Source organism: Pseudomonas sp. R4-84, from assembly GCF_054130985.1.
Genome location: NZ_CP096390.1, coordinates 2,906,983 through 2,921,289, shown reverse-complemented (window position 1 = coordinate 2,921,289; position 14,307 = coordinate 2,906,983). Strand labels below are relative to the sequence as shown.

5 protein-coding genes are annotated in these 14,307 nt (G+C 62.9%); 1 reads left to right on the top strand and 4 read right to left on the bottom strand.

Annotated elements, in window-relative coordinates; all coding sequences use genetic code 11:
• Window position 1: 1 nt before the first annotated feature.
• Window positions 2–1,351: a TolC family outer membrane protein gene (locus M1D68_RS13270; protein WP_420763813.1), complete on the top strand. Its 1,350-nt coding sequence runs from the start codon at window positions 2–4 to the stop codon at window positions 1,349–1,351.
• 192 nt (window positions 1,352–1,543) lie between these two features.
• Here M1D68_RS13270 and M1D68_RS13265 read toward each other — a convergent pair whose 3' ends face one another.
• From M1D68_RS13265 to M1D68_RS13250, 4 genes are all read right to left on the bottom strand, one after another.
• Complete coding sequence (locus M1D68_RS13265) at window positions 1,544–7,156, bottom strand: putative Ig domain-containing protein (protein WP_457967004.1); 5,613 nt, start codon at window positions 7,154–7,156, stop codon at window positions 1,544–1,546.
• Window positions 7,157–7,477: 321 nt separating this feature from the next.
• Window positions 7,478–10,114, bottom strand: a complete 2,637-nt coding sequence (locus M1D68_RS13260) for an excinuclease ABC subunit A (RefSeq protein WP_457967002.1) — start codon at window positions 10,112–10,114, stop codon at window positions 7,478–7,480.
• A 52-nt stretch (window positions 10,115–10,166) separates the two neighbouring features.
• The gene (locus tag M1D68_RS13255; protein WP_457967000.1) at window positions 10,167–11,906 is read right to left on the bottom strand and encodes a dipeptidase; all 1,740 of its coding nucleotides are present in this window, start codon (window positions 11,904–11,906) and stop codon (window positions 10,167–10,169) included.
• 345 nt (window positions 11,907–12,251) lie between these two features.
• Window positions 12,252–14,255: a peptidase U32 family protein gene (locus M1D68_RS13250; RefSeq protein ID WP_457966998.1), complete on the bottom strand. Its 2,004-nt coding sequence runs from the start codon at window positions 14,253–14,255 to the stop codon at window positions 12,252–12,254.
• Between the last annotated feature and the right edge of the window lie 52 nt (window positions 14,256–14,307).

The window sequence follows — 14,307 nt, the reverse complement described above, 5'->3', positions numbered from 1 at the left end:
CATGACCGACCGTTGCCGTTACGGCGTCCGTGTGCTGTTGAGCCTGTACACCAGTTGGGCGGTGATCGGCCCCGCCTGGGCGGCGGAGGGCGGGCTGAGCCTGACTGCCGCCTACGATGCCTCGCGGCTCAATGACCCGACCTTGCAGACCGCGACCCACGCCTACGACGCGTCCCGGCAGGAAGAAGCGATTGGGCGTGGCGGGCTTTATCCGCAGGTCTCGCTGTCCTCGCGGTATGGGTATGGCGGGCGTACCGATGGCGGCGACGACAGCAGTTATGTGAACAGCAACGACTACCAGGCGAACAGCGTGACGCTGGCGGCGCAACAGCCGCTGTATGACAAGGGGCGCTGGGCGGCTTATCAAGAAGGCAAGGCCCGCGGCGTGCTCGGTAGCCAACAATTCGACGTGGCCGGCCAAGCCTTGTTCGACCGGGTCGCCAAGGGCTATTTCGATGTGGCCCGGGCCGAGAATGAATTGAAGTTGATCGCCCAGCAGAAGACCGCCATTCGTGGCTTGGTCATCCAAAGCAAAAAGCTCTATGAAGGCGGCCAGGGGGCAATCACCGATATCGACGAGGCCCAGGCCCGGCTCGATCTGGTGGAGGCCCAGGAAACCGAAGCCCAGGCCCGTCGCGTGGCCGCGCTGCGGGCACTGTCGGGGCGGGCGAGCGTGCCCATCGAGGACATCCAGCCGATGCGCGAAGAATTGCCTGCCGGCAGCCCCATCCCGCCGGAGCAGGATTTGCCGTACTGGACGGCAATCGCCCGCGAGGCCAGCCCCGAACTGGCCGCGCGGCTGGCGGCGGTGAAAGTCGCCGAGGCCCAGGCCGACAGCCAGCGCGCCGGGCATTACCCGACGTTGTCGTTGACCACGCAGTTGACGCGCCGGGAAACCCGCCAGTACCAAGAGCTCGACCCGCGCCAGGACACCTATTACGTCGGTGTGCAGCTGGACATCCCCTTGTATCGCGGCGGTGCGGTGCGCGCTTCGGTGGCCAAGGCCGAGGCACAACTGGCCGGCGCCCAGTCCGACTATGACGTGCAGCGTCAGGAGCTGGCTGAGTCCATCGAGACCGATTACCTGGGCGTGGTGGCGGGGTTCGCCAAGAGCAGGGCCATGCTACGGGCGGTGGAGTCCAATCAGCGCGCGCTGACGTCGACGGAAAAAGGCTTCCAGGGCGGCGTGCGCTCGACGGTCGACATCCTCGACGCCCAGCAACGGCTGTTCCAGGCGCGCCGGGACCTGCTCGACACCAAGCTCGACATGCTCCAAAGCTACGTAAGCCTGCACACCCACACCGGCCAGATGAACCGTGCGGTGCTGGAGCAGGTGCAAAGTCTGTTCTGAAGTCGTGGCGCTGTGGTGGCGAGGGAGCTTGCTCCCGCTGGGCCGCGAAGCGGTCCCAAAGCAAATTACTGCGGTGTGTCAGGCAAATTCCGTCTTGCCTTTTTAGGGCCGCTACGCGGCCCAGCGGGAGCAAGCTCCCTCGCCACAAAGCAGGAGAGTACAAGGGCTGCAAAGCAGCCCCTATAAGCTCAATCAGGCAGTGAAGTCGCTGGCATGCAGCTCCTTGACGCCCACCAGAGAGAGTTCGAACTCGGCGGTGGCGTCGGAGTCGACGCTGCCGTAGAGGATGCCGTCGACAAAGCGCAATTGGCCGGTGGCGTTGGTGGTGTCAAAGGCGTTGCTGCCAATGAAGGTGAACGCATCGAGGTTGGCGGTCAGCGGGTTGGCGTCCAGGCCGGTGAAGTCCAGCTTGTCCATCTCCGTGCTCTTGAAGCCGTTGATCACGTCCCGTGCCGCCCCGACGCCCATGTCCGACAACGCGCCAAACGCATAGGTGTCCGCGCCGGTGCCGCCGGTGAGGTTATCGGTGCCCGCGCCGCCAATCAGCCGATCATCGCCCGAGCCGCCCACCAGGGTGTCGTTGCCGGCACCGCCGTCGAGGATGTTTCCAGCGCTGTTGCCCGACAATGTGTCGGCGTAGGCGCTACCGGTCAGGTTTTCGATGAACTTCAAGGTGTCCAGCCCGGAGCCCACGGTGTTTTGCTGGGCAGAGGTCGAGAGGTTCACGGTGACCCCGGCCAGGGCTCGGTCGTAGGACACGGTGTCGTTACCATCACGCCCGTCGAGGATGTTGTCGCCGGCACCGGCGAACAAGGTGTTGGCCAGCGCGTTACCCGTCCCGTTGGCGACGCCGGGGCTGTCGACGTAGAGGTTCTCCACGTTGGCGCCCAAGGTGTAGGCGGCGAGGCTACTGTGGACGCTGTCGATACCGCCGGTCACCGGATTGCTGCTTTTCTCGATGACGGTATCGCTGGCATTGTCGACGTAGTAGGTATCGTCGCCGTCGCCACCGCTCATGCTGTCGGCTCCCGCAGCGCCATTGAGCACGTTGCTGGCGACGTTACCGGTGATGAAATTCCGCCGATCGTTACCGGTGCCGTCGATGTCCGAAACGCCGGTCAGCACCAGGTTTTCCAGGTTGGCGCCCAGTGTCCAACTGACCGAAGCCTGTACCGTATCGATCTGCGCGGTCGAGGTGTTGGTTTCCACGACGCTGTCGAACGCGTTGTCGACGACGTAGATATCGTTGCCATCGCCACCGGTCAACGTGTCGGCGCCCAGGTCGCCGTTCAGAGTATCGTTGCCCGAGCTGCCCACCAGCGTATCGTCCTGGTCGGTGCCGGAAATCATCCCGCCCTCATTCTGCGCGCCGTCGAAAATGTCCTGCACGCTGTTGTTGTCGTTGGGGTTGCCCTGGAAACCGAGGTCATCGGCGATGTAGTCGGCCAGGCGCTGGCCGACGATTTCCGCTGATTCCTCGTGCAGGTGCCAGACGTCGTCGGGATAGACCAGCGGGTCCACTTCATAACGCAAGGGCAGGTCGTTGGGGTCCACCGCCAGTTTCACATCGGCACGCTCGGCGGCGATGGCTTCCTGGACGGCGCGAACGTAACCCACACCCTCGACGATGTCGGCGATCTTATCCTCCGGGTAACCACGGGCGCGCGCGGCGTCCTGCTCGTAGTGCCCGGTCTCCATGATGTACACGTTGAAGTTGCCGAATTGGCTGTGCAGGTAATCGAATACCTTCAATGTCGCCGCTTTGTAGGCTGCCGCTGCTGCCGCCTTGTCCGTGGAGCGGGCGATTTCCTGGGCGGCTTCTTCGCCTTGGCCCCAGATGATGCCCATGGTCACGTTATCGATGGACTTCAGTTCGGTGAGCTGGTCACGCAGCAACGTCACGGCGCGCAACAGCGCCGGCCCCGGTTGATTGGTATCGGTCAGCCACCAGCACAACTTCAGCTCCTCGGCGCCCAGCGTCGACAAGCCGTTGACCGTGCTGCCGCCGACGGCGATGTCGATGCCGTTGCCATCGGCATCGTCGAACTGGCTGCGTACGTCGTAGGTGGTGTACTTGCTCAGATCGTTGACCAGCATTGAGGTGCCGGATTGATCGTCGTCTTCGCTCATGCGCAGCAGGCGTGCGTTGGATTGGCCAAGAGTCGGCAGGTAGAGGATGTCTTGCTGGGCGCGTTCGCCAAAGACGAAATCGTCGGCGGTGAGGGTGTTGAGGTAGTTGCCGTTCAGGGCGATTTCGAAGCGATTGCCATCGGCGTCGGCCTGGCTGGATTTGACGTAGGTCTTGTCGCCCGCCGCGTTCAGGGTCATGTAGAGCGTGCCGTTGTTGCCGTCGCCCAGACCAAGGAAGCCCAGCCCGGAGACGTCGATCTTGTCCACGCCAACGGTGAAGTCATAGATCGTATCCGTGGCGGTCACGCCGCCGGTGTCGTAATCCCGGTAGCTGTCGGCCAGGTTGTTGTAGCGGAACGTGTCGGCGCCGTCGCCGCCATACAACGAGTCGCGTCCGGCGCCGCCGTCGATGATGTCCGCGCCGGTGCCGGCCTTTATGGTGTCGTTGCCGCCGAGGCCGAGGATCAGGTCGGCGCCTGCCGTGCCGTTGAGGCTTTCGGCGTTGGCGGTACCGGTAATGGTGTTGGCCGGCGCATCGGCGACCACCAGGGCGAAGTTGTCGCTGACCGAGGCGCCTGAGGGGTCGGTGGCCTTGACCAGCACGTCGTAGTTACCAGCGGCGGTGGTGGTGGGCGTGCCGCTGAACGTCAGGTTGGCGGCGTTGAACGTCAGCCACGAAGGCAGGGCGTTGCCGTTGGCGAGGGTCGCGGTGTAGGTCAGCACATCCTGGTTGGCGTCGCTGAAGCTGTTGCTGGCCACGGTGTATTTGAACGGCGTGCTTTCGCTGGCGTTCTGGTCCAGAAGGGGGATGACCACCACCGGCGCGACGTTCGTCGGAGTGTTCTGGTCGGCAAAGACAAAATGATTGGCGGTCAGGCTGCTGACCAGGTTGCCGGCCATCGAGATTTCGAAGCGGTTGCCGTTGGCATCGACCGTGAGGTCCTTGAGGTAGGTGCGGTTGGTCGATGCACTGTAAGTGACTTGCAGCGTGCCATTGAGCCCGTTGCCCAGGCCCGTATAACCGAGAGCCGCGACGTCGATCTTGTCGGCGGCCACGTCGAAATCGAGGATCTGGTCACTGGCGCTGGTGGAACTGGTGCGGTAGCTGTCGAGCTTGGACGTATAGCGGAATACGTCGGCGCCCGTACCACCGGTCAGTTTGTCCACGCCGGTGCCGCCCACCAGGACATCGTTGCCGGCGGCGCCATTGAGGGTGTCGTTGCCCGCACCGCCGAAAATTTGCTCGTTGGCGACGGTGCCGGTCAAGGTGTCGTTGTTCGGCGTGCCGTTGATCACCACGGACGAGGGCACGTCTTGCACGGCCAGGGTAAAGCTGTCGCTGACGGTGGCGTTGCTGCCATCGGTTGCGGTGACCTGGATCGAGTAAGTGCCCGACGCCGTGTCGGGAGGCGTGCCGCTGAAGGTGCGCGTGGCGGCATCGAACGTCAGCCAGCTGGGCAGGGCGCTGCCGTCGGCCAGCTTGGCGGTGTAGCTGAGGCTGTCATTGTCCGGATCGTTGAAGCTGGTGGCCGGGACCACATAATTGAAAGGTGTCTTTTCGGTTGCGTTCTGATCCAGCAATGGCGTGGCTACCACCGGCGCCTGGTTGGTGGGCGAGGACGTGGCGAAGACGAAATTGGCATTGGTCAGCTTATTGAGGTAATTGCCGTCCAGCGCTACCTCGAACCGATTGCCGTTGGCGTCTGCCTCCAAGGACTTGATGTAGGTCTTGGTGCCGGCGCTGTTGAGCACCAGGTAGACGGTGTTGTTCTTGCCGTCGCCAAGGCCGGTGAAGCCCATGGCGGAAAGGTCGATCTTGTCGGCGGCGATGTCGAAGTCGGTGATCAGGTCACCCAGATTCGCGCCGCCGGTGTTGTAGTTGCGGTAGCTGTCGAGTCGGTTGGCGAACACAAAGGTGTCTGCCCCGGCGCCACCGGTGAGGGTGTCCATGCCTGCGCCGCCGTCGAGCTTGTCGGCGCCCGCGCCACCACTGAGGCTGTCGTTGCCCGCCAGGCCGAGCAGGGTGTCCGCCGCATCGCTGCCCTGCAACGAGTCGCTGCCGGTGGTGCCGGTGATCACCCGGTTGAAGATGAAATTATCTGCCGTCAAAGTACTCGCCAGGTTGCCTGAGAGAATCAGCTCGAAGCGATTGCCGCTGGCATCGGCGTCGTAGTCCTTGATGTAGGTGCGGTTGCTGCTGGCGTTGTAGCTGACCTGCAGGGTGCCGCCACGGCCATTGCCCAGGCCGGTGAAGCCGAGATCGGCGAGGTCGATCTTGTCCTGGGTCACGTCGAAGTCGGTGATGGTGTCGTCGAAGCTCGCCGTTGCGTTGCGGTAGCTGTCGGACTGGCTGGTGAAACGGAATGTATCGGCGCCCGTGCCGCCGGTGAGTTTGTCGACGCCCGCGCCGCCCACCAGAATGTCGCTTCCGGCCGCGCCGTTGATGGTGTCGTTGCCCGCCGCCCCAAAGAAGATCTCGCTGGCGCTGGTGCCGGTGAGTGTGTCGTTGCCGGCCGTGCCCTGCACGGTGGTCATCGGCACCGTGGCGCTGACGTAGCTGCCATCGCCATAGACCAGCGTGGCGCCCTTGCTGGTGTGGCTGATGGTGTTGGCGATGATGGCGTTGCGATCGGTGCCGTCTTCGTTGCGCTCGGCGACGCCGTAGGTGGACAGGTTGCTGCCGCTGATGATGTTGCCCTGGATCAGGTTGTCGCTGCCGTTGAAGTACTTGCCGGACACCCCGAGCGTATCGTCGTAGGACTGGATGATCACTTCCGGCACCGCGCTGCCCAGCGCGTTGTTGTTCAGCGTGTTGTCCAGTACCTCGACATGGTTGCTGCCATAGATGCGGACACCGGCGCCGTTGTTGTCATGGATGTCGACCCCGGTCACGGTTACGTCGCTGGACAGCTTGATCAGCACGCCTTCAGCGCCGTTGCCGTACATCTCGCCACCGGTGATGGTGATGTTGCTGGGGGAGGGGATGTCTTCACTGCCGCGCTGCACCACGATGCCGTTGCCGCCGTTGTTGTAAGCGACGTTGTTGGTCATGGTGAAATCGTGGGTACTGGTGACAACGTTGAAACCGTGGCGGTCGTTGTCGTAGGCAACGTTGTTTTCGAAGGTGCTGTCGCTGAGGAAGTCGGCGACAAATCCATCCAGGCCGTTGCCGTGGGACACGCTGTTCTTGATGACCATGTTGACGGTTTGCTCGTGGGGGTCGAAGCCATACCCGGAGCAATCCTTGATCTCGACGCTGTCGAGGGTGACGTTTGAGTCGTAGCCTTCTTCGCCGGGGATATACCCGTTGAACCAGCCGTCCACCTTGCCGGTGGTGGCGTCGCGGTTGCCGTCGATGGTGAGGTTGCTGACCCCGAAATCATGGGTTTCTTCGCCATAGGCTGAGCGGATGATGCCGGTGATCTTGGCATCGGAGCCATCGACCAATTTCACCGTGGTGTCGCCCATGCCGTCGCCGTACAGGTAAACGTTGCTCTTGAGCATCAGGCAGCCGTCGGAGGGTTCCTCGCCCCCTGACACGATGTAAGTGCCCGTCGGCATGTACACCTGGCCTCCGCCCGCGGCAGCTGCCGCATCAATTGCACTTTGAATGGCCGCCGTGTCGTCAGTGACGCCATCTCCTTTGGCGCCAAAATTTTGTACGTTGAAAATCATGGACTTATCTCCGTATCAGGTTAAGAACCTCGGTATCTGCCAATATTCCATCAGCGACCACGGAGTTATGACCGGAGTAAGTGAAAAAGTTGCGTCCGCATATCGGCGGAGTGTCAAAAAACTGATAAACGGTTGTGGGTTGGTTTGATGTGTAACATTTAATTGACGCTTTTGAGCGCCGTATCAGAGCTGTGGGAGTTCGATCGCGATAGCGGTGTACCCGTTACCTTTGATGCAACTGATCCGACGCCATCGCGAGCAAGCTCGCTCCCACAATGAAAGGGTGGTGCGGCTTGCAGTGCCTTGGCCCAAGGTGAACATTCACTCCAAGACCTTCTTGAGAAACGGCGCCGTGCGGCTCTCCCCGCAGTTCGCCACCACCTGCGGCGCGCCGCACACCACGACTTTGCCTCCCTGAGTCCCGGCCCCTGGCCCGATGTCGATGACCCAGTCGCTTTGCGCTACCACGCGCATGTCATGTTCCACGACGACCACCGTATGCCCTTCATCCACCAGTCGATTGAGCTGCACCAGCAAGCGGTCCACGTCCTGGGGGTGCAGGCCGTTGGTCGGTTCATCCAGCACGTAAAGCGTCGCGCCACGGGCCTTGCGTTGCAGTTCCGTCGCCAGCTTGATCCGCTGGGCCTCGCCGCCGGACAGTTCGGTGGCCGGTTGGCCCAGGCGCAGATAGCCCAGGCCGATGTCTTTGAGTACCTGGAGCGAACGCCTGGCTGGCGGTTGCTCGACGAAGACCTCCAGGGCCTGGTTCACCGTCAATTGCAGCACTTGGGAAATGTCCAGGCCTTGCCAGGTCACTTCCAGGGTCTGTGGGTTGTAGCGGGCGCCATGGCAGGTCGGACAGGGGGCGTACACGCTGGGCATGAATAATAATTCCACGCTGACGAAACCTTCCCCCTCACAGGTTTCGCAACGGCCCTTGGCGACGTTGAAGGAGAACCGTCCGGCATCGAAACCGAGCGCTTGTGCCTGCTCTGTCGCGGCGAAGAGCTTGCGCACATGGTCGAACAGCCCGGTATAGGTGGCGAGGTTGGAGCGTGGCGTGCGGCCGATGGGTTTCTGGTCGACCTGAACCAGTCGCTTGACCCCCTCGAGCCCGGCGGTGACCTGGCCGCCGCTGGCCAGCACCGGTTCGTCTTCCAGGCTTTGCTCTTCGCCATCGGCGTTGGCGCCGGGCTGGCCCAGGTGGGCGCCGACCAGATCCAGCAGGGCCTGGCTGACCAGGCTGGATTTGCCCGAACCGGAAATGCCGGTGACAGCCGTGAAGCAGCCCAGGGGAAAACCCACGCTCAGGTTGTCGAGATTGTTGCGGGTGATGCCGTCCAGCCGCAGCCAGTCCTTGGGTGGGCGCGGATGGCGCGCAATGGCCCGTTCTTCGGCGAACAAGTAGGCGCGGGTGCGGGATTCGGGCACTTGCCCAAGGCCTTCGGGCGGGCCGCTGTAAAGGACCCTGCCGCCTTGCTCGCCCGCGTCGGGGCCCACGTCGATCAGCCAGTCGGCGCGGCGCATGGTGTCCAGGTCGTGCTCGACCACAAACACCGAGTTTCCTGCTGCTTTCAACCGTTGCAAGGCGCCAAAAAGCGCTTCACTGTCGGCCGGGTGAAGGCCGGCGGAAGGTTCGTCCAGCACATAGATCACCCCGAACAATTGGGAGTTGAGCTGGGTCGCCAGGCGCAGGCGTTGCAGTTCGCCGGAGGAAAGCGTCGGCGTGCTGCGCTCCAGGGCCAGATAGCCGAGGCCCAGGTCGATCAGCGTGACGATGCGCTCCAGCAGTTCGGCGGCAATGCGCTGGGCGGCCAGGCGCTTTTCCAGGGACAGATTGGGCGTGTGGCGCGCGTCCGGCCCGCCAGCGTGCGGGTTGTCGCCCCTGGCGGCGCGCTGCTCACGAGCCTCGCGCGTCTGGCGATGGGTGAGGACATCGCCCGATTCTTCGGGCTGCTCCAGATAATCCGGCGCCGCTACGGCCTTGAGCACCTCGGCCAATTCCAGCAATGACAGGTTGGACAGCTCGGCGATGTCCAGCCCGGCAAAGGTAACGGTCAGCGCCTCGCGCTTGAGGCGCTTGCCTTCGCAGACCGGGCAGGGGCTGGCGCGCATATATTGCGCCACCCGCTTGCGCATCTGCGCGCTTTGCGAATGCATGAAGGTGTGCAACAGGTAGCGCCGGGCCCCGCTGAACGTGCCCTGGTAGCTGGGTTCGAGTTTGCGCTTGAGGGCGTCGCGGGTCTGGGCCGGGGTGAGCCCGGCGTACACCGGGACGGTGGGGGTCTCTTCCGTGAAGAGGATCCAGTCGCGTTGCTTCTTCGGCAGGTCGCGCCAGGGAATGTCGACGTCATAGCCGAGTGTCACCAGGATGTCCCGCAGGTTCTGCCCTTGCCATGCCATGGGCCAAGCGGCTACCGCGCGTTCGCGGATGGTCAGCGAAGGGTCGGGGACCATGGTGGCTTCGGTCACTTCGTAAACCCGGCCCAGGCCGTGGCATTGCGGACACGCGCCCTGGGGCGTGTTGGGCGAAAAGTCCTCGGCATAGAGCATCGGCTGGTCGGCCGGGTAACTGCCGGCGCGGGAGTAAAGCATGCGGATCAGGCTCGACAAGGTGGTGACGCTGCCCACCGAGGAGCGCGCGCTGGGCGTGCCGCGCTGTTGTTGCAAGGCGACCGCCGGCGGCAGGCCTTCGATGCTGCCTACGTCCGGCACGCCGACCTGGTCGATCAGGCGCCTGGCATAAGGTGCGACGGACTCGAAATAACGACGCTGGGCTTCGGCGTAAAGCGTGGAGAAGGCCAGCGAGGATTTGCCGGAACCCGACACGCCGGTGAACACCACCAGGGCATCGCGAGGAATGTCCACGTCAACGTTCTTGAGATTGTGTTCGCGGGCGCCACGCACCCGGACGAAACCGGTGCCAGCGGTTAAAGCAGTGGCTGAGCGTGGGGGCATCGGGATTCCTTGTGGACGTCGGTGGTTGCGGCGATGGGGAGCACGCCGTTACTTAGAGCTTCGGCAACTGCCCGATCCGCCCCATCATTTCGGTCACGACCTGCAGGTCCAGCAGGAACTGCTCCACGGTCTTGAACTCGTTGTCGTTGTGGCCGGTGTACTTGACGTCGGGCATGGCCAGGCCGAACTGCACGCCGTTGGGCAAGTCATGGACCGACGTGGCCCCGGCGGACGTGCCGAACTTGTGCTCCATGCCCAGGTTCTCGGTGGCGACGGCCAGCAGTGCCTTGACCCATTCGCCCTCGGGGTTACGGTACATGGGTTCGTCGATAGTGTTGTCGAAGGTCACGGCAACCTCGGACTTCTTGGCCCAGGCGGAGAGCTTGTCGTTGATCTCAGCCTTCAGCGTGTCCGTTGGCTTGCCCACGGGCACCCGCAGGTTCACGGCGAGCTTGAAGCTCTTGTCGTCCATCCCGACGTAGGTGAGCGAGGCGGTCAGCGGGCCCATGAACGCGTCGGAAAAGCCGATGCCCAATTTGTTGCCCAGGTAATCCAGGCCCCAGTTATCGGTGGCGTAACGCGCGGCGTCAGTGATGTGGTTGTGCTTGAGCGCGACCTTGCCATCCAGGCCATTGATGAAGGCCAGCATCCTGGCGACCGGGTTGACGCCTGACTCGGGCTCGGAGGAATGGGCGGATACGCCAGTAAAGGTCAGCTTGACGGTTTTATCGGCCACCTCGCTCCTTACTTCAAAGTCGCCGCCATTGGCTTTGGCGTAGTCGGTGCCGGCCTTGAGCAGGCTGGCGGCCAGCTCGGCGGGTTTGTCGGTGCTGAATGTCGCGACTGAAGTCGACGGGATCTGGTTGGTCGCCATGCCGCCGGTCATTGCAACGACTTCAGCGCCTTTGCCTTCGCCCGCCCGGCGAGGGAAGTTCGCCATGACCGTGCCGTAGCCTTTCTCGGCGATCACCACTGGGTAGCTGCCATCGAGCGCCAGGTTGTAATTGGGCGTCGGGTTGCGCTCGAAATAGTAGGGGATGGCGTCGCCGGTGGTTTCTTCGGTCGTGTCCACCAGCAGCTTGAAGTGGCGCGCCAGCGGCAGTTTTTCGTCCTTGATGATCTTCATGGCGTAGAGCGCCACGACGATGGCGTTCTTGTCATCCTCGGTGCCTCGACCGTACATGCGATCGCCCACCAGCGTGACCTTGAACGGATCGAGCCTGGTGCCGTCCTTGAGCACCCAGTTTTCCGGCGTCACCGGCACCACGTCGGCATGGGCGTGAATGCCCACGACTTCGTCACCGCTGCCTTCGAGTGAAATCTCATAGACGCGGTTGTCGATGTTGCGGAAGTTCAGGTTGAAGTCGGTGGCCAGGCTTTTGATCTTGTCGGCGATCTTGAGAAACTCGGGGTTTTCATGCTGGGCCACGCCGTCCTTGCGAAAGGTCTGGATTTCCACCAACTGGCGCAAGGTCTCGGTGGCGGCCTTGCCATACTTCACCCGGGCGTAGATACCGAGCAGCCGATGGATTTCGTTCTGTTGTTCCGCCGACAGGGTTTTGTTGCCTTGGAAGGCATCGATGGCCGGGCCGAGATTCGCGGATTTGGCCAGCTCACTCTTGGCGACGCTCGCCAGGAACTGGCGGAAATCGCTGACCGAGGTATCGGCGTAGGTCTTGACGAAGTCCGCGCTCTGTTGGGCGGTGATGTTGGCGAAGGCAGGCGTGGTCATTGAGGCGAGACTGGACAGCAGGAGGGTGGCCACGGCCAGGTGTTTGAGCGAGAAGTCCATTGCTGGGCATTCCTTTGCGGGCGGTTGGGAGAGGAGTGTCTGATTTTTTTGACACAAACGCTTACAACCTAACAGGCGAGCGAGGGGCAGGGGAGCCTTGCGAGGGAATCTGTCGCACAACGAAGCAAAAACGGCGCAGAAATGAAAAATGGCTGAGGGCCATCAAACCCCCGGGAACCCTGTGGGAGCGAGCTTGCTCGCGATGGCGTCAGCAGCATCAGCATAGATGCAAGCTGACCCACCGCTATCGCGAGCAAGCTCGCTCCCACAAGGGGTTTGCAGCGGACATAACGCAGCCTAATGTGGGAGCAATTTTGCTCCCACAGGGCAGGGCTGGGCACGGGTTTAATGCGTCCCGCGCGGAATCGTCTTGAGCAGATCTTCCGGGCTGATATGCCCCACCACCGGCTGAGCCGTGCTGCCCGGCAATGGCAGGTCGAGGATATGCCCCTTGATCTTGCCGACCACATGCATCTCGCAGGGTTTGCAATCGAACTTCAAGGTCAGCACTTCATCGCCGTGAATCAGCTGCATCGGCGCGACCTTGGTGCGCACGCCGGTGACGCCCTTGGCTTGCTTGGGGCAGAGGTTGAACGAAAAACGCAGGCAATGCTTGGTGATCATCACCGGTACTTCGCCGGTTTCCTCGTGGGCCTCGAACGCCGCGTCGATCAGCTTGACGCCGTGGCGGTGGTAGAAGTCCCGGGCCTTCTGGTTGTAGACGTTGGCCAAAAACGACAGGTGCGACTCCGGGTACACCGGTGGCGGCGTGGTTTCGGCCTTGCGCCCGCCCCGTGGATGCGCTGCGACGCGCGCCGTGGTCAGGGCTTCGATCACCTCGCGGCGCAGTGCCTTGAGCTGGGAGTTGGGAATGAAAAACGCCTGGGGCGCGTCCAGCTTGATCGACGTGGCGTGGTACTCGGTGGTGCCCAGTTGGCCGAGCAGGTCCTGCAACTGCTCCAGGGCTTGTTCTGGCTTGTTCGCCAGGCCGAAAGGACCGTCGAGGGCAACGCTGGCGCTGATGCCTTCTTCGCTGGTGGCGGTCAGCTCCAGACGCTCTTCGCGCAAGTGCGCGACCCAGGCCAGGCCCACGCGACGCTCGGCGGAGGTCTTGAGCAAGGCTTGCTGCCAGTTGTGGTCCAGATTGCGGCTCAGCGGATGGTTGGGCCGCAACTGGTACATGCCGGCGGGCATCTCGTTGGGCTCGACGCGGTAGCGGTAGCGCTTCTGGCCTTCGTCATCGAGGAACTCGCCCTTGGGCTCGGCGATGTTGGCCCGGAAACCCACCACTTCGCGCTTGACCAGCACGTTGAGGCCGTCGCCGTTGGACAACGGATCAGACGTCACCACGTGCAGGTCGCGCTTGCCGACTTTCTCCACCACGCCCACCGGTACGCCGGTGAACGTGGGGGAGTCGAAGGCGCCGATATCGATCTTGCGCTCGCTGACGAAATAGTCGGTGCTGCCACGGTGGAAGGTCTTGTCCGGGTCCGGCACGAAGAAGTGCGCGATGCGGCCACTGGAAGCGCGGGCCAGGTCCGGGCGGTCTTCGAGGACATCGTCCAGGCGCTGGCGATAGTAGGCGGTGATGTTCTTCACATAGGCCGCATCCTTGTAGCGGCCTTCGATCTTGAACGAGCGCACGCCAGCTTCAACCAGGGCGCGGATGTTGGCGCTCTGGTTGTTGTCTTTCATCGACAACAGGTGCTTTTCGTAGGCGACCACCCGGCCTTGATCATCCTTGAGGGTGTAGGGCAGGCGGCAGGCCTGGGAGCAATCGCCACGGTTGGCGCTGCGGCCGTTTTGCGCGTGGGAGATGTTGCACTGGCCGGAAAACGCCACGCATAACGCGCCGTGAATGAAGAACTCGATGGCCGCGTCGGTCTCGTCGGCGATGGCGCGGATTTCCTGCAGGTTCAGCTCGCGGGCCAACACCAGCTGCGAGAAACCGGCTTGGTCGAGGAATTTCGCTCGGGCGAGTGTGCGAATGTCGGTCTGGGTGCTGGCGTGCAGCTCGATCGGCGGAATGTCCAGTTCCATCACGCCCAGGTCCTGGACGATCAGGGCATCGACGCCGGCATCGTAGAGCTGATGGATCAACTGGCGGGCCGGCTCCAGCTCGTTGTCATGCAAGATCGTGTTGATCGTGGTGAACACCCGGGCATGGTAGCGATGGGCGAACTCCACCAGCCCGGCGATATCGCTCACCTCGTTGCAGGCGTTGTGACGCGCACCGAAACTCGGGCCACCGATGTACACGGCGTCGGCGCCATGCAGGATCGCCTCGCGGGCGATGGTCACGTCGCGGGCGGGGCTGAGCAATTCCAGATGATGTTTAGGCAAGGACATGTTTTTTTAGTCAGGCTGGTCACGGTCGAAGCGCGCATTGTAGCCGCCAGGC